This is a genomic window from Cryptosporangium minutisporangium (genome assembly GCF_039536245.1).
GTDB lineage: Bacteria > Actinomycetota > Actinomycetes > Mycobacteriales > Cryptosporangiaceae > Cryptosporangium > Cryptosporangium minutisporangium.
Window position 1 is genome coordinate 192723 of the sequence record NZ_BAAAYN010000023.1, and the last position, 18526, is coordinate 211248.

The 18526-nt window shown below is 70.0% G+C and carries 17 protein-coding genes and 1 pseudogene; 8 read left to right on the forward strand and 10 right to left on the reverse strand.

Annotated elements, in window-relative coordinates:
- Nucleotides 1-912 (reverse strand): EamA family transporter, encoded by a 912-nt coding sequence (locus ABEB28_RS17610; protein WP_345729201.1) that lies wholly within the window; start codon nt 910-912, stop codon nt 1-3.
- 64 nt (nt 913-976) lie between these two features.
- Between ABEB28_RS17610 and ABEB28_RS17615 the strand changes: the two genes are divergently transcribed.
- On the forward strand, nt 977-1468 hold the full coding sequence (locus ABEB28_RS17615; RefSeq protein WP_345729202.1) for an Lrp/AsnC family transcriptional regulator: 492 nt from the start codon (nt 977-979) through the stop codon (nt 1466-1468).
- 31 nt (nt 1469-1499) lie between these two features.
- Here ABEB28_RS17615 and ABEB28_RS17620 read toward each other — a convergent pair whose 3' ends face one another.
- The gene (locus ABEB28_RS17620) at nt 1500-2018 is read right to left on the reverse strand and encodes a TrmH family RNA methyltransferase (RefSeq protein WP_345729203.1); all 519 of its coding nucleotides are present in this window, start codon (nt 2016-2018) and stop codon (nt 1500-1502) included.
- A gap of 378 nt (nt 2019-2396) precedes the next feature.
- A complete protein-coding gene (locus ABEB28_RS17625) occupies nt 2397-3182 on the reverse strand; it encodes a PhzF family phenazine biosynthesis protein (protein ID WP_345729204.1) in 786 nt (261 codons plus the stop codon).
- Between the two features lie 101 nt (nt 3183-3283).
- On the opposite strand from ABEB28_RS17625, the gene ABEB28_RS17630 reads away from it, so the two are divergent.
- Nucleotides 3284-4408, forward strand: a complete 1125-nt coding sequence (locus tag ABEB28_RS17630) for a M50 family metallopeptidase (RefSeq protein ID WP_345729205.1) — start codon at nt 3284-3286, stop codon at nt 4406-4408.
- A 220-nt stretch (nt 4409-4628) separates the two neighbouring features.
- On the opposite strand, the gene ABEB28_RS17635 is transcribed toward ABEB28_RS17630, so the two are convergent.
- From ABEB28_RS17635 to ABEB28_RS17660, 6 genes and pseudogenes are all read right to left on the reverse strand, one after another.
- Nucleotides 4629-5201 (reverse strand): TetR/AcrR family transcriptional regulator, encoded by a 573-nt coding sequence (locus ABEB28_RS17635; protein ID WP_345729207.1) that lies wholly within the window; start codon nt 5199-5201, stop codon nt 4629-4631.
- Between the two features lie 119 nt (nt 5202-5320).
- Nucleotides 5321-5791 (reverse strand): SRPBCC family protein, encoded by a 471-nt coding sequence (locus tag ABEB28_RS17640; protein WP_345729208.1) that lies wholly within the window; start codon nt 5789-5791, stop codon nt 5321-5323.
- A gap of 2 nt (nt 5792-5793) precedes the next feature.
- Entirely contained in the window at nt 5794-6198 is a 405-nt protein-coding gene (locus ABEB28_RS17645) for a DUF6463 family protein (RefSeq protein ID WP_345729209.1), read from the reverse strand.
- A gap of 59 nt (nt 6199-6257) precedes the next feature.
- Nucleotides 6258-7617: pseudogene (locus tag ABEB28_RS17650) on the reverse strand (NAD(P)/FAD-dependent oxidoreductase).
- A 141-nt stretch (nt 7618-7758) separates the two neighbouring features.
- Nucleotides 7759-8358 (reverse strand): DUF2867 domain-containing protein, encoded by a 600-nt coding sequence (locus tag ABEB28_RS17655; protein WP_345729210.1) that lies wholly within the window; start codon nt 8356-8358, stop codon nt 7759-7761.
- Between the two features lie 117 nt (nt 8359-8475).
- On the reverse strand, nt 8476-9072 hold the full coding sequence (locus ABEB28_RS17660; RefSeq protein WP_345729211.1) for a DUF2867 domain-containing protein: 597 nt from the start codon (nt 9070-9072) through the stop codon (nt 8476-8478).
- Nucleotides 9073-9088: 16 nt separating this feature from the next.
- On the opposite strand from ABEB28_RS17660, the gene ABEB28_RS17665 reads away from it, so the two are divergent.
- The 6 genes from ABEB28_RS17665 (at nt 9089) to ABEB28_RS17690 (ending at nt 17223) form a co-directional block, all read left to right on the forward strand.
- On the forward strand, nt 9089-9676 hold the full coding sequence (locus ABEB28_RS17665; protein WP_345729212.1) for a TetR/AcrR family transcriptional regulator: 588 nt from the start codon (nt 9089-9091) through the stop codon (nt 9674-9676).
- Nucleotides 9673-10893: an MFS transporter gene (locus ABEB28_RS17670; protein ID WP_345729213.1), complete on the forward strand. Its 1221-nt coding sequence runs from the start codon at nt 9673-9675 to the stop codon at nt 10891-10893. Before ABEB28_RS17665 ends, ABEB28_RS17670 begins: the two co-directional genes overlap by 4 nt.
- Before the next feature lie 85 nt (nt 10894-10978).
- The gene (locus ABEB28_RS17675) at nt 10979-11506 is read left to right on the forward strand and encodes a GNAT family N-acetyltransferase (protein ID WP_345729214.1); all 528 of its coding nucleotides are present in this window, start codon (nt 10979-10981) and stop codon (nt 11504-11506) included.
- Between the two features lie 195 nt (nt 11507-11701).
- Nucleotides 11702-12559: a FadR/GntR family transcriptional regulator gene (locus ABEB28_RS17680; protein WP_345729215.1), complete on the forward strand. Its 858-nt coding sequence runs from the start codon at nt 11702-11704 to the stop codon at nt 12557-12559.
- Between the two features lie 708 nt (nt 12560-13267).
- On the forward strand, nt 13268-14563 hold the full coding sequence (locus ABEB28_RS17685; protein ID WP_345729216.1) for an SWIM zinc finger family protein: 1296 nt from the start codon (nt 13268-13270) through the stop codon (nt 14561-14563).
- Nucleotides 14560-17223, forward strand: a complete 2664-nt coding sequence (locus tag ABEB28_RS17690; RefSeq protein ID WP_345729217.1) for a hypothetical protein — start codon at nt 14560-14562, stop codon at nt 17221-17223. Before ABEB28_RS17685 ends, ABEB28_RS17690 begins: the two co-directional genes overlap by 4 nt.
- 151 nt (nt 17224-17374) lie before the next feature.
- Here the strand turns inward: ABEB28_RS17690 and ABEB28_RS17695 are convergent, their stop codons facing one another.
- Nucleotides 17375-18250 (reverse strand): hypothetical protein, encoded by an 876-nt coding sequence (locus ABEB28_RS17695; protein WP_345729218.1) that lies wholly within the window; start codon nt 18248-18250, stop codon nt 17375-17377.
- Between the last annotated feature and the right edge of the window lie 276 nt (nt 18251-18526).

Below are 18526 nucleotides of genomic sequence, written 5' to 3' on the forward strand. Positions count from 1 at the left end.
TCAGCGCGCGGCCGAGACGTCGCGGGATCCTGGCGGCTCGGCCGGCTCCGATGGCCGTTCCTGGTGCAAGGCGACGCCTGCGACTACCAGCCCCACACCGATGATCTCCGTGGGACTGGGGATCTGGGTGAGCACGAGGACGCCGATGACGGTGGCCGTAGCCGGTAACAGCGACACCATCAGGGCGTAGGTGGCGCGGGGCAGGCGGGCCATCGCGAGTTGGTCGCTGACGTACGGGATGACCGACGAGCAGATCCCCACACCCGTGGCGGCGGCCAAAGCGATCGGGTCGGCGAAGGCGGACGCTGCCTGCCCGATGCCGATGGGCAGGGCGATGACCGCGGCGATCAGCATCGACAGCGCGAGACCGTCGATCCCGGCGACGTGGCGGCTCCGCGCGACGCGGTGCCCGAGCACGATGTAGAGGGCGAACAGCACGGCGTTGCCGACGGCGAAGGCGATGCCGAGTGGTTCGGCGATCAGCTGGACGTCGGTGAGCAGGTACACCCCGCCCACCGCGGCGATCAGCGCGACGATGTTGCGGCGGGTCCGGGCGGCGAACGCGGCGAGCACGATGACCGGCAGGAACTCGATCGCGGCGACGCTACCCAGCGGGAGCCGGTCGATGGCCAAGTAGAACACGCTGTTCATCACCGCGAGCACGGCCGCCCAGCCGGTGAGCAGCCATCTGGTGGGGCGGTCGAGCCACTGCCACAGCCGCCACGGCCGCCGCCACACCGCGAACACCACCGCGGCGGCCGCGATCCGCAGCCACGCGACCCCGAGCACGTCGATGCGGGCGAACAGCAGCACCGCCAGCGCCGGGCCGAGGTAGTGGAACACCGCGCTGACCACGAAGTACGCGTGTGGCGGAATCCGCTGCACGATCGGCGCCCTAGCGGTCTCTGCCATGCCTCTATTCTCGAAAGGAAAATGCGATAAGGCCATGCACGAACGGAAGCGCGGGAGTCCTGATATGCCGCCTCGGGAAAGCAAAGGCGCGAATGGCCTTCCTGCAGGAAAGTCGCTGCTGGACGAGGTCAACGTACGGCTGCTCGACGCGCTCGCCGCTGATCCGCGCGCGACCGCCGCCGAGCTGGCACGCCGCGTGGGCATGTCCGCGCCCGCCGTGCGGGAACGGCTCGCACGGCTCGAGGAGGCCGGCGTCATCCGCGGCTACCGCCTCGACGTCGACCCCGCCGCGCTCGGCCTACCCGTCGCCGCCTGGGTGCGGATCCGGCCCGGCCCCGGTCAGTTGCCCAGGATCGCCGAACTCGCCAACCGCACTCCGCAGGTCAGCGAGTGTCATCGCATCTCCGGCGAGGACTGCTTCCTGCTGAAGGTGCACGTGCCCACCATCGAAGACCTCGAAGGCGTCCTCGACCAGTTCCTACTCCACGGCCAAACCCACAGCTCGTTCGTGGTCGCCACGCCGGTGCCACCCCGCACGCCCAGAGCAGGTCGATAGCCTTGCCGCTCGCCGCGACAGCGCATCGCTTCTACAGGAGTCCGGCTAGTTTGTAGAGCGCCAGCGAGCCGGCGACGGCGACGTTGAGGCTGTGACCGGTCCCGATCATCGGGATCTCGACGGCGAGATCGAGAAGGTCGAGCGCGTCGGGCGGAATGCCGGTCGATTCGTGACCCAGCACGATGACGGTCCGCCGCCGGGCAGCCGGCAGATCGGCGAGGCGGACCGCCTCGTCTGCCAGTTCCACCCCGACGATGTGTGAACCGGCAGCGCGTTCCGTGGTCAGCCAGTCGGTCGGGTTGCCGATCCGGTGGACACATCCGGGTCGGCGCAGAGTGTTGCCGCGGGCGAGGGCCTCGTCCACCCAGCGGAACGGTGGAACCGCCAGGCACGCCCCGACCGCGTCGCAGGTGCGCAGCAGCGTGCCCAGGTTCGCCCCGTGCATCGGCCACAGCGGAGCGGCCAGCAGGTGTCCCCAACATTGGTGCGCGCGTTCACGTCGGGTCCGGCGCAGTTCCTTCCGGGGCTTGACCCGGATCGCCGGGCTCATCGCAGAGAGGCGGATCCGCCCCAAATCTCTGTTGCCACAGTCAGGGTGCTTCTCGGCGCACCCGAGCCATCGACGACGACATGACCGTACTGGACGATACCCGCACCGGCCGCCGTGAACATCCGGCCATGCCGCCGCCGGGCCACTACCCCGCTGGGCAACGTCCTACGCAAGTAGCCGAGTTGAGTGCATCCCGGGTTGGGTGCGTCGGTCCACGACCCGGACTGACCTCTTGGCGTGGTGTGGGCGATCGCCCACACCACGCCAAGAGGTCAGCCGCGAAGTGCTGTGCCCACTTGTGGCATCCCGCGGGTTGACGTGTGGGTGATTCGAGTTGACGCGGCGCCGGGGACAGGGCGGCCGCACTCCGCGGAAGCGTCAGATCTCGATGTGACCCTCGAGGTAGAACGCGCATGCGCCCTGCAGTTGCACGCGGTCGCCGAGGAGCCGGCAGTTCAGCTCACCGCCGCGCCGCGAGGCCTGGTAGGCGAAGAAGGCGTCCTTGCCCGTGCGTGCTTTCCAGAAAGGCACCAGCGCACAGTGTGCTCCGCCGGTCACCGGATCCTCGGGGATGCCTTTGGCCGGGGCGAAGTAACGGCTGACGAAGTCGTACGTGCCGTCACCGGCGGCGGTCACCACGACCCCGATGCGGTCCAGCCGGGCAATCGCGACGAGGTCGGGGGCGAGCGACCGAACCTCGTCGGCCCCGGACAGCAGTGCGAGGTAGTTGGTCCCATCGATCGCCGTCTCCAGCGGAGTGACACCGAGCGCCTCGGACAACGACGGCGACGGCGCGACCGTGGACACCGTACGAGCCGGCAAGTCCATCCGGTACGCGTGGCCCTCCCGGTCGACCGTCAGCGGTCCGCTCGCGGTGTCGAACGTGACGCTGTCGCGGCCGGGCTCCAACCGTTCGAGGACTACCGCTCCGGCGGCCAGCGTCGCGTGTCCGCACAGCGGCACTTCCACCGTTGGTGTGAACCACCGCAGCCGGTACCGGCCCTCGGAGAACGCGAGGAACGCCGTCTCGGCGAGGTTGTTCTCCGCCGCCACGGCCTGCAGCAGGGCGTCGTCGGAAAAGTGGTCCAGCACCACGACGGCGGCCGGATTGCCGGCGAACCGACGAGTGGTGAAAGCGTCGAGCTGGAAGATCGGAACACGCACCGCCGCAGCCTACGGACGCGGGATGCGCAAGACCGCGCCGAGGCACCGGGGCGCACTCCGCGCGGGAGGACGGGTGGCAGTGGGCCGATACCCTCCCGGCTGTGTTCGAGGTCCTCGGGATCGTTCTGTTCGTGTTCGGCATCGTGTTGTCGCTCTGCTTGCACGAAGCTGGTCACCTCGTCGCCGCCCGTGCCTTCGGGATGCGGGTGACTCGATTTTTCGTCGGGTACGGACGCACGCTGTGGGCTTTCCGACGCGGCGAGATCGAGTACGGCGTCAAGGCGATCCCGGCCGGAGCGTTCGTGTCGATCGTCGGAATGGTGCGCCAGTTCGACGACACCGACGACGAGCCCCGCGCCATGTGGCGTTTCCCGGCGTGGAAGCGAACGGTCGTAATGGGCGCCGGAGTGGCCGTGAACGTCGTCTTCGGCGTCGTGCTGATCTGGGGAATGTTCGCCTTCACGCCGCTTCCGGACGAGAGTCGGCTCCAGAGCGAGCCGGTGCGGGTGGCGGCCGTCGGCGAGTCGAGCGCCGCGGCCCGGCTGGGCCTGCGCCCGGGTGACGTGATCACCGCTCTGGACGGTCGGGAAGTCCGCGGATGGGACGCGTTCACGGCTTCGGTGCGTGCCTCCGGCGGCCGGACGCTCCAGATCAGCTACGAGCGCGATGGCGCCGCCCGTACCGGCGCGGTCCGGATCCCCGTCGTCGACCGCGCCGGTCAGCTCGGGGTCAGCGCGGAGGTGCCACGAACCACGGCCGGGCCGATCCGGGCGGTGGGCGCGACCGCCGACCAGACGGCCACCATGATCGGCGGCACGTTCACCGCTCTGGTCCACCTCCCGGAGCGGATCCCGGCGGTGTGGAGGTCGCTGACCGGCGACGAACGCGATCCGGAGAGTCCGCTGAGCATGGTCGGCGCCAGTCACGTCGGCGGGCAGCTCGCCGACCGCGGCGACTGGCCCTCGTTCCTCCTGATGCTCGCCGGGCTGAACTTCTTCCTCGCGGCCTTCAATCTGCTGCCGCTCCTGCCGCTGGACGGCGGTCACATCACGATCGTCTGGTTCGAGCGAACCCGGAGCTGGCTGTACGGACGGCTACGGCGCCCGGATCCGGGCAGCGTCGACTACTACAAGCTCGCACCGCTGACGGTCGCGGCCATCCTTCTCTTCGCGGCGTTCACCCTGCTGACCGTCGCTGCCGATCTGGTCAACCCAGTGCTGCTCTAGCGGCCGCGATGCCACCAGCGCCGGGCGTACGGCCCGTCGTGCAGGAGCGACCATCCGCTCCTGCCGCTGCGGGCCTCACCCGTCGAGGCCCGGGATCCTGATCCGCATGGCCCTCCTCGTCGAGCTTCACGTTCCGAGAACTCGGCCTGGGCCGACGCGTCGACCTCACCCAACAGTGAGCGCCGACCTGCATCTCGCCGGCGCTCGGCGTCGGCGACCCTCAGGCCGGCTCGTTCCCCGTGGAAAGACTGAGAAGGAGCTGACTAGCACGAGCGGCCACCTCGTCACGACTGCGACCCGCATGGTCGGCCGCGACGATGTGCATGCCGATCGCCATGCAGAAGGCGAGCAGGCTGCGGGCCTCCACCTCGTCGGGATCGGAACAGAAGGTACTGATCGCATCGCGCAGGAGCTGAATTCGTCGGTTGTCCACCCGGCGAAGCCGCCGGTATACCTCCGGATCACGGCGGGCCCAGTCGCGGATGGCGAGGTCGATCGGGAGCAGGCGCTTGTCGGAGAAGGTGAGCTGACCGGCCAGGCGAACCTGCTCCAGTGGGTCATCGGTCATGCGCCGCACCCGATCGATGACGTCATCGACGCTCTCGCGCTCCCAGGCATCCAGCACCTCGGTCAGCAGCGCGTCACGGTCGGCGAAATACCCGTAGAAACCGCCCTTGGTCACCCCGAGCGTCTTCGCCAAGGCCTCGACCCGCACGGCGTCCACGCCACCTGCGGCTAGCGCCTGCAATCCCGCCTCGACCCACTTCTCGCGCGGTGTGCGCAACGCGCCCATGGCGTGATCAGCTCGCTCTCTAACTTGCGTAGAACCTCTCGTGTGTACGGCATCGTATAAGAGCGGTTGGCCGTCTCCGGGTGGGCGCACCGGCTCGGAGCACGGTCGGCCTTCGGTGGTCAGTCCTTGCGAGGACTTTCGAGGTAGACCTTCGCCTGCTCCAACTCGGTCTCGAGGTTCCTCGGCAGATTGCGCTGCAGAATCGGCTCGACCAGCCACCGCACCACCGGGCTCAGTTCGGCCGTCATCGTTCTGGTTACCAGGATGCCGTCGTCCACCGGTTCGCAGGCGAAGCTCGCGGTGAATTCCATCAGCCGGTTCCACAGTTTGTTCTGCGGCGGTGGGACGAGACTGACGTCGACTCGTTCGCCCGGCGTGAGAATTGCCTGTGCCACCATTTTTGGCGCCGGACCGGGAAGTCCGGGCATCTTGGGACGGAATTTGAACTGGGCGAGGCTTCCCTCGCGGCGAACCCAGTCGAATGGGCCGAGTTTGTCGTCGACGACGGCATAGCGCTCGACATCCATCACGAATTCGAGAAATTCATCGGAAGCGCATGCCATGACCTTCTGTGCACGGGCCTCCACCATGGTCAGAGTGTATGGCCGGCGCTCGTGGCCGGCGCCGTGGCGCGGGCTCCGGCCAGCAGCAGCCCAGCGGCGATCAGGAGGATCACGTCCTGCCCGATCCCCGGTCCGGCGATGACGATCCCGACCACGACCCACGCCGCCATCGACCACGCGAGGAACTGCGGAGGGGTGATGCCGCGGCGGTCGAGCCACAGGACGGTGAGCCCGACGAGGATGAGGGCCGGGGCGAAGCTGTTCAGGGTCAGCCAATATGCGCTCATCGCGGGGCTCATGTCGGCGAGGCTCTGCCCCCACAACTCCCCGCTGAACCATGCTCCGACGTGGCGTGCGGCGCCCTCACCGAACAAGGCGCCGAGCACGTGCGCCGCCCCGTAGAAGACGATGAGCCGACCAGCCCACTTGACCATGTGGATTCCCTTCCTGTGGCGGAGCCGCGGGGGCGGCTCGTCGTGATCGTGGGGTCCAACTAGACCGCGGCCTGCGGTGACCGGTCTGAGGAGAGGGCGGAGCCCACGGCCGGCCCGTGCCTTTCGTTCGACGAGTCCCACGCGTCGCGCGGGTGCTGGACCTGATCCAGTGACACCACGTCACGGCGGAAGAACAGCGCCAGGATCCAGTCCGCGACGACTCTCGCCTTCCGGTTGAGCGTGGGGACGCGGCTGAGGTGGTAGGCGCGGTGCAGTAACCAAGCCGGAAACCCGCGCAGCTTGACGCCGTAGAGCTCGGCGACGCCCCTTGTGCAGGCCGAGACTGGCCACCGAGCCGACATACGCGTGCCGGTACGTCCGGGTGCGGCGGTCCCGAAGCGTGGCGACGATGTTGTCGGCCAGCCTGCTGGCCTGGCGCACCGCGTGCTGCGCGCTCGCGCCACACCGTGCGCCGGGGTCATCGGCCCGGCTCAGGTCGGGTACGGCCGCTGCGTCGCCCGCGGACCACACGCCAGGAACGCCGGCGACCTTCAACTCGGCCGTGACGTCCAGCCGGCCCTGGGCGTCGGTCGGCAATCCGAGCCGGGCAACCACGGGGTTGGGGCGTACTCCGGCTGTCCACACGATGGTGTCGGACTCGAGCCGCTCTCCGTCGGAGAGGACCACGTGGCCGTCCACCATCGACTCGACCCGGGTGCCGAGCTTGACCTCCATCCCCCGCTTCGCGAGCCGCTCAACCGTGTAACTCGCGAGCGAGGCGCTGACCTCGGGAAGGATGCGATCGGCCGCGTCGACGAGCACCCACCGCATGTCGGCCGGGCCGAGCTCGGGGTAGCGACGCGTGGCATGTCGCGCCATGTCCTGCAGCTCGGCGAAGACCTCCACCCCGGAGTAGCCCCCACCGACGACGACGAAGGTCAGCAACCGCCTGCGACGGGCCGCGCTATCGGTGGAGGCCGCCGCATCCAGCCTGGAGAGCACGTGGTTGCGTAGCCAGATCGCCTCGCCGATCGTGGTGAAGCCGATTCCTGCCTGGGCCAGGCCCGGAATCGGCAGCGTGCGGGACACCGAGCCCACGGCGACCACGAGGTGGTCGTACGCCAGTTCTGTGGTCTCCCCGCCAGTAGTCATCACGGTGGCCGTTCGTCGGACGGGGTCCACTCCGGTGAGCGAACCGGCCAGCACCCGGGTCTTGGGCAACACCCGACGCAGCGGCACCACGACGTGTCGCGCCTCGACCGAGCCGGCCGCAGCCTCGGCGAGGAACGGCTGGTAGGTCATGTTGGGCTGTGGGTCGACCACGGTCACGGTGGCTTCGCCGCGTCGCAATCGCTTCTGCAGCCGGTACGCGGTGTACATGCCCACGTAGCCGCCGCCGATGATCAGGATGTTGGGCATTCGAGTCCTCTTATCGGGTCGATTCGAACGAGCGGAGGCCACCCGCGCTGCCGACCAGCCGGCCGCTCGTGCGCCGCAGCATCCCCGCGTGCGCGGCAGACTGCAGCCGCAGGACGATCGGCGGTCCTGCCCGACCCGCGATCACGCGCCCAGGGTGTGCCGGTCCCGGTTCAGCCACGCGCGTTCCCATTTCCGGGTCAGTGCGGGGTAGACGATCAGGTAACGGAAGGGCTTGATCGCGGCCATGTACACCCGTCCGAGAACGCCGTTGGTCTTGACCAGCGCCGCCATCCGCAGCTCGTACTCGCCGTCGCCGGTCGGCACCCAGCCGAGGTGGCAGACGGTGTGGACGGTCTTGTTGGCCAACTCGAGGGCACACTCGTCGGGCAGCTCGTACACCAGCGTGAACGGGGTGTCCGGCTCCGCCCCACCGGCCGTGTCCTGACGCAGGTCGGAAGGCAACCTGTCGCACAACGAACGAACCCGCCCGGCGAGGCCGTGCTCCGGCTTCTCCCAGCCGAGCACGGCGCCGAGCTTCCAACGCACGTCGAACAGGAACTGGACCACCGTGGGGTTGTCGTGGACCCCGCCCCCGGAACGCAGTGCGGCCAGCATGGCCGGGAAGTCGTCAGGCCCGGCACCCGGCGTGCGGTAGGCCCACACGTCCTCGATCCGGAAGTCGTGCGCGATCTCGTGGATCCGCCACGGGCGGGTGGTGTGCTCGGTGTCGGGAAGCCTCATCGACACCGCGACCCCTCAGTCATTGCGACGGCTGCCATGACTACCTCTCGCGTTGTACGGATACGTACAGATCGAAAGTACACCCGTTATACGCAACCGCACAACCAGACGAGAGCCTTAGAACGGATCCAGTTGCGCGGCCGCCCGCGCCAGCATTCGTCGAAGCATGAACGCGTGCCCGAGCCTCACCGGTGCTAAGTAGAGCCGCCCGAGCAGATTGTGGATCTGGACGAACGTGACCACGTCGACCGTGCCGTCGGCGCACCGCACCGATGCGCGGAAATCGAGATGCCTGTCGTCGCTGCCGACCAGCACCTCGTGTTCGTTCCGAGCCAGCACCCGGAACGTCTCCGGCGTGGCGGCCCGAATCCCCAGCAACGCAACCGCCTTGTCGCGCAGCGAAAGTGCAGAGGCAACCCACGACGGTGGATTGTGGAACAGGCTTCTTGCCCATTCACCCGGATCGGTGCACGCACACGGCGACACCGGCTGGCGTTGGCGATCGCTCCAGTCGTCTCGAATCCCGGAGGCGGTGAGCAAGGTCGTCGGGAGAGCCACGTCGGAGAATGCCCGAGTTGGTCTCGTCACCTGCATGTCCTTTCTCTCGCGCGCGCTGACGCGCGGTAAGTTATACGGTCTCGTATAGAACGACGGTACATCCGTCGTACGCAGCCGCACAATGTGAGAGTGCCGGTAGACAACGTCTACGTCCATCCGGTAGACAGTGTCTATGGGTGCTGACGAGGGGTTGCGGGATCGGTTGGTCGCCACCGGGGTTGCGCTGGTGACCAGCGACGGCGTCGTGGCGCTGTCACTGCGGGAGATCGCCCGCCGGGCCGGCGTTTCGCACGGCGCGCCCCGCCGCTACTTCCCCACTCACCTGGAGCTGCTCTCCGCGATCGCCCGCGAAGGCTTCCGTGACCTGGCCGAGCGGGCCGCCGCCGCGATGGCCGATGCCGCGTCGGCGGGTGGGTCGGACGCGCGGGCCCAGCTGGCCGCCGGCGCCCGCTGCTATCTGGAGTTCGCGCTGACGCGGCGGGGCATGTACGAGCTGATGTTCCGGCACGACCTGCTGGAGAGCAATCGGTTGGGCCTGCGCGAGACCAGCCTGCCGCTGTTCCATCGATTGACGGAACTCGTCGCCGATGCGGGACCCGCCTCGGGGGCGGACCCGCCGTTGGTGGCGGCCGCACTCTGGGCGAACCTGCACGGCATCGCCCAACTGTGGGGGTGGGGCAGCCTGCCGCTGGCGACCGGCCTGGACGACGTCGACCCGCTGATCCGCGCCGCGCTCGACGCACACCTCGGAGCGCCGTGAGCCGGGCGACGGTGACTCTGGGCACCAGCGTCACCGGGGCGGCGATCGTCGCGGTGGACGGTTCGGCGCTCGCGCTGGCCCAACCGGACCTGCGTCACGACCTGGCCGCGTCCTACGCCCAGGCGCAGTGGGTCAGCGGCGGCTACCTGCTCGCGGTGGCCTCTCTGCTGATCGTCGCCGGCCGTCTCGGTGACCGCCACGGCCACTACCGGTTGTTCGCGGTCGGCATGCTCGGGTTCGCCGCGACCTCCGCCGCGATCAGCGTCGCGCCGACCGTTGAGGCCGTCATCGCGTTACGGGTGGCACAGGGCGTCTGCGGGGCGCTCCTCCAACCGGCGACGCTCGGCATGCTGCGGGTGGCCTACCCACCCGACCGGCTGCCTTCCGCGATCGGAGCGCGGGCCGCCGCGATCGGGGTGGCCTCCGCGCTCGGGCCACTGCTCGGAGGCGCGCTGACCGCGGCGGTCGGCTGGCGGGCGATCTTCGTGCTGACCGCGGTTCCGGCCCTGCTCGCGGGCCTGCTGGCACTGCGGTGGGTGGAGCCGGCGGGGCCGAGTGGGCCGGATTGCGGACGCGGGACACCGCCGGCTGCGTTCGCCACGCGGCCGGTCGTCACCGCGATCAGCGTCCTCGTGGCCGCGTCCGCGACCATGCTGGGCGTCCTGTTCGTCGGCAGCTTCTACCTCCAGGACGTCGTCGGCCTGAAAGCGTTCGACAGCGCGCTGCGCGGCCTTCCGCTCGCCGCCGCAGTGGCCGCCGCCGCACCGCTGGCCCCACGGCTGGCCCGCCGGGTCGGCGCCCGCACCACTGTGGCCGGCGCGCTGACCATGGCGACGACCGGGGCACTGGTCCTGGCGACGCTGCCGGCCGTCCGGCCGCCGTCCGGATGGGTGTTGACCGGCGCGTTCATCCTCCTGGGGGCCGGGTTCGGCACCGTGCTGGTGGTCGCGACCGCGGTGCTCGTCACGAGCGTTCCGGTGGCCGGCGCCGGCGTGGCCGGTGGCGTGCAGCAGACCACGATGAACGTCGGATCGGCGCTCGGAGTAGCGGTCGCGGCCGGCGCGCTCACCGTCGCCGGGCCGACCGGCGTCGCCTTCGTCGTGGTGGCAGTGCCGACCCTGCTCGGCGCACTGCTCGCCGTCGGCCTGCCGAGAACCGGCCTGTCGACGACCGGCCGGAACCACGGGGCTGCCAGTGGACAGATTCGCCGTGTGTGAACTCCGGGCGCGGCGGACAGTAGCGGCTGCAGGCGCTCGCGGAAAGGGTGGTGCGGACCGCGTCGAACCCTAGGAGAATGCCGGGGTGATCGTCAGGCCGGCGACTGCCGCGGACGCCGAAGCGCTCGCGGTCGTGCAGGTACGCACCTGGCAGGACGCCTACCGCGGACAGGTTCCGCAGGAACACCTCGATCAACTCGATCCCTCGCGCCGCCACGAACCATGGCGGCGCTGGGTCGAGGAGGCCAGGCCACCGGCCGCCACCCTGGTCGCCGAGGACGAAGCACGCGGTGTCGTCGGGTTCGTCAGCGTCTCGCCGAGCCGGGACGCGGACACAGACCCGGAGCACGTCGGCGAGGTGCAGGCCATCTATCTGCTGCCGGAGCACCAGGGTCGGGGCGTGGGCAGGCTGTTGATGGATGCGGGTCTCAGCAGGTTGGCGCAGGGCGGTTACCGAGAGGTCGTGCTGTGGGTTCTGGAGACCAACGCGTCCGCGCGGCGCTTCTACGAGGCAGGCGGCTGGCGTGCCGACGGAGCGAGCAAGAGGAACGACACTCGAGGAGCTCCGCTGGAGGAGGTTCGCTACCGCTACCGCAGCCGCAGTGGACGATGAGGCGTCGATTCCTGTCGGTGCAGCGCACCGGTCCGGTCGAGCGCCGACGGCCGGACCGCGCGGCCCTCGTCGACGGCCAGCGCTTCGCGGAGGCGCACCCCCGGAGATCGATTCCCGAACCCTCTTGGTTCTCCGCGCGAACCCCGCGAAGACGTGCGCTTGAGTACTTCGCCGGGTTGACGGAAAAATAACTCCATGAGCCGGGTGCAATGTCTGCCGATCGGCGAGGGGGATTCCATGAATGAGGTCGAGAACGCTACCGGAGCAATGGTCATGCGGGTACTGAACGCGGACTGGCCAGTCGGAGAGGCGATCAGGCCGAATCAGCTCCAAGCCGATCTCGGTGTCATCCCGAATATCGCGGAACAAGTGCGCCACGTCGCGATCAGGATGGGGCTCTTCAAGGGCAAATCAGGCGCCGGAAGCCTGGTTCAGCCGCAGGACCAATGGAATCATCGCGACCCGGAGTTGGTGCGCTGGATGCTTGCGCACAATTACGATGTGACGATTCGTCGGCTACTCGAGGTTCGAGAGGCGATCGAACCGATCGCCGCAGCCCACGCCGCACGCAGATCGTGTGAAGACGCCAGGGAGATCGCCCTCCTCGCGGAACGAATCGACGCACTGGGATCCGTCGATCCGCACCAATTCGCGGAGAATCGCGACCAGTTCGGCGCTACGGACGTACTTTTCCATACGCGAATCTTGACTGCCAGCGGCAATCCGTTCTTCGCGGCGGACGCAACGAACGTCAAGCTCGCCCTCGAACACCGGCTCCAGCGGTGCGCGCCGCCCAGCCGTGGGAGGGTCGTCGGCACCGCGAGCTACTACCCGGAGCAGCCAGCCGAGATCGCGATGATCATGCACATCGGATTAGCGAAGGCGATCTGTCAGGAGCTCCCCGACGCCGCCGAAGCCATGGCCCGCGGCATCGTCGTCGAGTTCAACCCGGGACACGGAACACCTGACCTCACACGCCGTCTCCAACTCGCCGCGGACCAGATCGCATGGGGCTCGTACCAGCACCGTGCCCGTCCCGAGGTCTGGGTGTGAGGGGCCGTGAAGCGGCGGTGGAGAACTGCGGTCTCGTGGCGTCTGGTGGCGGCGCTCGCGGTATCGGCCACTGCCATCGGTGGTGGGGCGGCGTTCGGACTCGGAGCAACCGATACGGTCGTGGTGCTTTCCGGGATGATCGCGATGGTCGAGTCGGTGCACCGGATGCTTCCGCGTCGGTCGGCGACCGACGTGGACCAGGAGAGTAGCGTCCGCGGGTCGGCGGGCGCGCCGTAAGCTTCCGGGCTCCGCCGACAACAGATCGGGCTGTGAGCGCCGCTTCCACCCCGGTTTGGTGTCGTCTCGGCCGACCTCATGAGCAGCAACGAGGTGAGCGATAACTCGGCAACTCGCGCCGTCCCAGTCACTTCTGGCCGTGTGCCGCCAGGAGTGATGACGAATTACTGCAGCGGGCACTCGCGTAATCCGTCATCACTCCGCGGAAGTCTTGACCGCCGCAGGACATCCGCTTCTGCCGCTCCGTGGGCATGCTCAGCGGCCCAGTGGAATCCCGCCTCAGCGCATCGCGCGCCTCTTGGAGCATCTGACCCCACGACAAGCATGCAAACGAGTGTGGCTGTCGCACCAGGACGAGGAATCGCCCGCTGGTACGCCGGCCCATGGAACGGAGGGAGCCGCCGAGGCCGCGGCGGCGATGGCGGCCGTTCATCGGGATTGTGTCGGTGGCCGGAGATAGCGTGCCGATCCATGACCCCAGGGATCCAGGAGGTCGTCTACCGGCGGCCCTCCGCGCTGGCCGACGACGGGCTGACACTCGAGACGGCCGGGCTGCACGCCTCCTACTTCACGGGCTTCCTCACCGCTGCACGGCCGGCCGCGATGTGCCTCGCCACGCTGGCCGACGTCGCCGCTGCAGACTTCCGGCGAGACCAGTTCGGCTCCCGGGGGCTGCGGGATCCGGTGGTCACCTGCGGCGGGGAGCGGCTGCGGTTCGAATCGTTATCGGGCTGCTGCGGGCTCTACGCCCGCCTCGACGTGCTGCCGGCCGCGCTGGACGGGGCGGTCAATGCGCGCGGCACGACCAATGTCGACATCAATCCGCCGCTCTACACCGCCCTGACGCAGGTCGGCGGCGGCGATCCGCTGCGGTTGACGGTCGGGCCCGATGAGCTCGCCGTCACCACGCTGGGCGCACATGTCGTCGAGAAGCGTGTCCCGCTGCCTGAGCGCTGGCTGCGCGGTCTGGCCGAGGCCGGCTTCCTCGCCGCCGGGTTCGACCTGCATGCCGAGATCTCCGGTGGGCAAGCCGCGGCGCTGCTGCACCGGCTCCCGGCACATCGCGGCGACGATCGCTGGCTGGTGCCCGCTGGCCGCTCGGTGCGTGCCGCGGCCGTCGCTGCGCCCGGCGCGGTGTGCCTGGCGGGTGCGCACCGGCTGAGCCTCTTCCGTCCGTTGCTGCCGTACACCCGCACCCTGCGGCTCTACGGGCCCTCCGTGACCGCGGGCAGCGGGCCGATGCCCAGCGGCTGGGAGTTCGACCTGGGCGCCGTCCGGTTCTCCGTGCTGCTGTCGCCGGGGGTATTCCGTGGCTTGTCGGGCGAGGGTGGCCTGCTGTCGTATTTGGAGGATGCTGACGCACTCGCCGACCGGCTCGGCTGGGACGGCACGGTCGACCCTGCCGCCTTGGCGGCCGCCGAGGGCCTGACCGGCGAACAGGTCCGCAGTGCGCTCGCTGCGCTGGCCATCTCCGGCAAGGTGGGTTACGACTGGTCCGAGGCCGGCTGGTTCCACCGTGAGCTGCCCTACCGGTCAGACCTACTGACCGCGTTGCAACCCCGGCACGTAGCGGCCCGCGCACTCGTCGCCGCCGGCGAGGTACGGCCGACCGCGAGTGGCTACCAGGTCAGGACCCGGCTCGTGCACCGCGCTGCCGATGGCACCTGGGGGTGTACCTGCCCGTGGTGGACGGAACGGTACGGGCGGCGCGGGCCGTGCAAGCACATCCTCGCTGTATCCCTGCTCGCGGCGGACGGCCCGGCATGAGTGCCCTCACCGTCGAGCAGCTGATCTCGTGGATCGAGGCTGGCAGCGTCGAGCAGGTGGCGGACGCGTTGCTCGCTGCCTCAGAGGCCGAGCGGCGCGCGCTCGGCCCGCGATTGAAGGCGTACCAGTCAAATGGGTCCGCCGTCTCCGGCTTTGAGAACCCGTACCACTCCGACGACCCCTCGGAGTCCACCGAGTACAGGTACCAGCAGGCATGGCAGCAGTGGGAGACGCTGAAGCGGAATCGGGAGGATGCGTTGCGTGTGGCGGGCGCTGCATGCCTGCCGCGTGCTGCCGACGTCGTGTCCTGGCTGCGCTCGGACAGATTCTGGGAGCAACCGCAGCTCGTAGCGGTGAACGCCCTGGTCCGGGTGTTGTCCGCTCCGGGGCGCCCGGCGCTGGCGAGCGTCGCTCGACAGCTCGCGGACCGGTTGCGACCGGCTCAGGTCGACCGGCAGTGGCCGATGGTCAGCGGGCTGCTGACCGCGGCCGGGCTGGCCCCGCCCACGACCGAAGCGGTCGTGCGGGGCTGGATCCGTGAGATCGGATGGGCCCAGGTCGCCGAACGTCTGCAGGCGCATCCGCACACCGCCCTGCTGCTGCCGCACGTGTTCCGAATCCCGAGGGTGGCCGTCGAGCTGCGCGAGGAGTGGCCGCCCGCGCTGGCCCGGCTCGTCGCCGACGGCGGCTACCCGCGCGCCGACCTGCTCGCTGATGTCCTGCTGCGGCTGCGCGCTGGCGATCGCCCCGGAGCCGTCCGGGTCGTCGTACGGGTCCACCGGATACTGGCGCCCACCACGGCCGAATGCGCCGAGCATCGCCAGGAGTACCTCGGCATGCTGTCGTCGCCCCACGTGGCTGTCGCCGCCTTGGCGCTGGCGGCATTACGGGCCGTGGACGACGCGGGTCGGCTTCCCGCCGACCTGATCGCGGAGGCCGCCTACGCGGTGCTGCCTCGGCCGGAGAAGAAGCTCGTCCGGGCTGCCCTCGACTGGCTCGACGAGGCCTTGCGCCGCACCCGCGACCCGCAGCTGTTCGCGGCACTGACCGCCGGAATCGACAACGAGGCCGTCGACCTCGCCGAGCGCACTCTCGCGCTGACCGCCCGGCACCTGCCGGTGTTCGGCGACGACGGGCGCGCGGTGCTGCGCGACGTCGCCGACGCCCTCGACGGTGACCTACGTCGCCAGGCTGACGCGCTGTTGGGCGGACCGCACGGCGGCACCGCCGCTGCGGCCGTGGACCGGACCGCTGCCCGCCCGGCCCCGCTGCCGCCGCCAGCCGCGCTGCCGCCGCCGATCGCGTCGGTCGCCGAGTTGGCCGCCGCAGCGGCGTGCCTGCTGCGCCACCGCGACGATCCCATCCTGTTCGAACGGTTCGTCGCCGCGCTGCCGGTGTTCGTTCGCGCCGACCGGCCGGCCGTGGCGGCGGCCCTGGCACCGCTGCTCCCGGAGTACTGGACCGATTCGTTCGTGCTGATGCTGCAGTCGGCGGTAACCGGGCGCCAGCGGACGTACGCGCTCAACGAATACGAGCGCGACCCGGCCTACCCGTCGCATCTCACCGCCCGACGCTCGATCGAGCTGGCCGAGCAGTTGGCAGGCGAACCTCCGGCCGCACTGCTCGCCACGCCTGCCACGGTCGACGGGCACGTCGACCCGGTACGCGTGCTCGACCTTGTTGCCGCCGCCGAGGCCGCGGGCCCCTCGCCCGCCCCCTACGACCTCACCCAGGCGCTGCTACGCCTACCTCGCGTGATCGAACCTGAGGTCGCCGAGGCCGCCGCCCGGCTGCGCTCACCTGCCGGGCGCGCCTTCGCGCGGTGGGTGGCCGGCGGCGCGCTCGCCGACCCGGACATCAACATCGTCGCAGTGCAGCAGAAGCGGTGCCGTCCCGGGCACCAGACTCACGGCCGGTACCTGCCGTGCGAGTGTGGCTCCACGGTGGCGCACCGGCGCTCCGTGACGTTCTCGCCACTGGCGCACCCTGATCTCACGCTCCCGCAGGAGCTGCTCAGCCGCCCGCCGGAACACGCCTATCAGCACGTCTATCTCCACCACTACACACTGAGCATGGTGCCCTGGCCGCTGGCCTTACCCAGCCACCGGGAGTTGGTCGCCGCGTACGTGCAGCCGGCGCTCGCCCGAGCCGCCGACGGCAACGTCCGCGGCGCCGGCGACCTCCTGCCCTCCCTCGCCCGCGCGTCCGGGCCGCTCGGCCCGGCCTTCGCGCTCTGCCTCGCCTACGGCCTCACCGCCGGTCGACCCGCCGAACGGCTCGCCGCCACCGACGCGTTCGTGCTCACCGCCGCGCGCACCGACCTCGACGGCGCCGACCTCGGCGCTCTGGTGGGCCACGGACTGGCTGCCCTCCACGACGACGGCGTTCTCGTCCTGCGCCGAGTCGCCGAGGCCCTGACCGGTGCTCTTCGCGCAGGTGCCGCTGCCGAAGCGTGGGCTGCGGCCCGCGCCCTCGTACCCGCCGCGCTCACCGCGAGCGCAGGCGGACCGGACCTGCTGGCGCTGGCGAGCACCGCCGCATCAGCGGTCGGAGCGCGCGAGACCATTCCCGAGGTCGAGAACGTCGCCATCCGTGGCGGTCACACCCGCATGGTGACCGAGGCCGGCCGGCTCGTCCGCACTCTCACGGCGCCGACGTGACAGCGGGTGTCGTCGACTGAAATACGGCCAGTCATCCGATCAGGTCACCACGAGACGTCGCCCGTCAGATTTTCCGGCTGCCCGCCGGCAAGCAACAGAAGCCACGCAGCCTGTGAAGCAGGGCAAAAGGTAATAGGCGCTCCCCGGCCGGTCAGCGGTGCACCGGCGGCGTGCGCCAGGTCGCGGGATCGCGGGGGTTACCCACCAGCCGAACGGTCTCGGCCGTCGCCAGACACGCGGCACGCAGGTCGGCCGCGGGCTGGTCCGGGTGGTGGCAATTCACCTGAGCGACGGCGTGGGCGAGCTGGACGTCGAACGAGGCGTTTTGATCGGCGACGTAGACCCGGGCTGGAAGGCCGCGCACTGTCGTGTTCGCGGACGCGAGCGGCGGTTCGGACGGGTAGACCAGCACCCCGATGTCGATGTTCGGGTCGCCGGGGCCGAAGCCCACGCTGGACCTGACCGCACCGGTCCCGTGGAACGTGCTGGTGATCTCCACCGTGTACCCGGCGGGCTGCCGCACGGTGAACGGGTACCGGACCGGCTGCGGGTCGGTGATCCGCAGGGAGGCGGCGACCCGTTGTGCGACCTCCCTGGCGTCCTTCCGGTTCCCCACCTGGACCAATGCCGGTGCACCAGGGGCCCACTCCCAGAGCAGGTACGCCACGCCAGGGAGCGGGGGCCCTTTCCAGGTGGGCTGTCGCGGCGCACGCCAACCGAGCAGCGTGCCGTTGCGCGGGCCGAGCTGGATCTCAATCCGCTCCCACTCGTGGTCGCCTCTGCGCCGCGCCAGGTAGCCCTGCTGGGTGGTCTGCGACCAGCGGTGCTCCAGCGCGAACTCGCGGGGGAGCCAGCCGGGCTCGAAGCGGGTCTCGTACAGACCCAAGGCCGTCGGCGCCGCGGCCGACGCACGAGCGAGGCGGGGGATCGGCTCGTCGCGGAGGTACAGCACGCCGACAGATGTGACGGCGAGCAGCAGAACGCCGACGAATGCCGCGATCCACCAGGCACGGCGCCGTGCCGTCACCGCGTCACCTCACCCGCAACGGATTCGAGAGTGGATAGCCTGCCAGCGCCGTCGTCCTTCTGTCTGCCGTTCGGGCGGAGACCATCCTCGCCGCGGGGCCCGATGGTTGGCGTGCCGCACCCTGCTGGGCCGACGCTCGTCGCGTACGTCGCCCAGCGCTCCTCCCCCGTCGCGCTGGCCGTACTCGAGGCGGGTGACCCGGATGCGGTCCACGGTCCAACCGCTCCGGAACCCCAGCCCGCCGCAACCACTGCTGCCCGCGGACGCGACGGCACA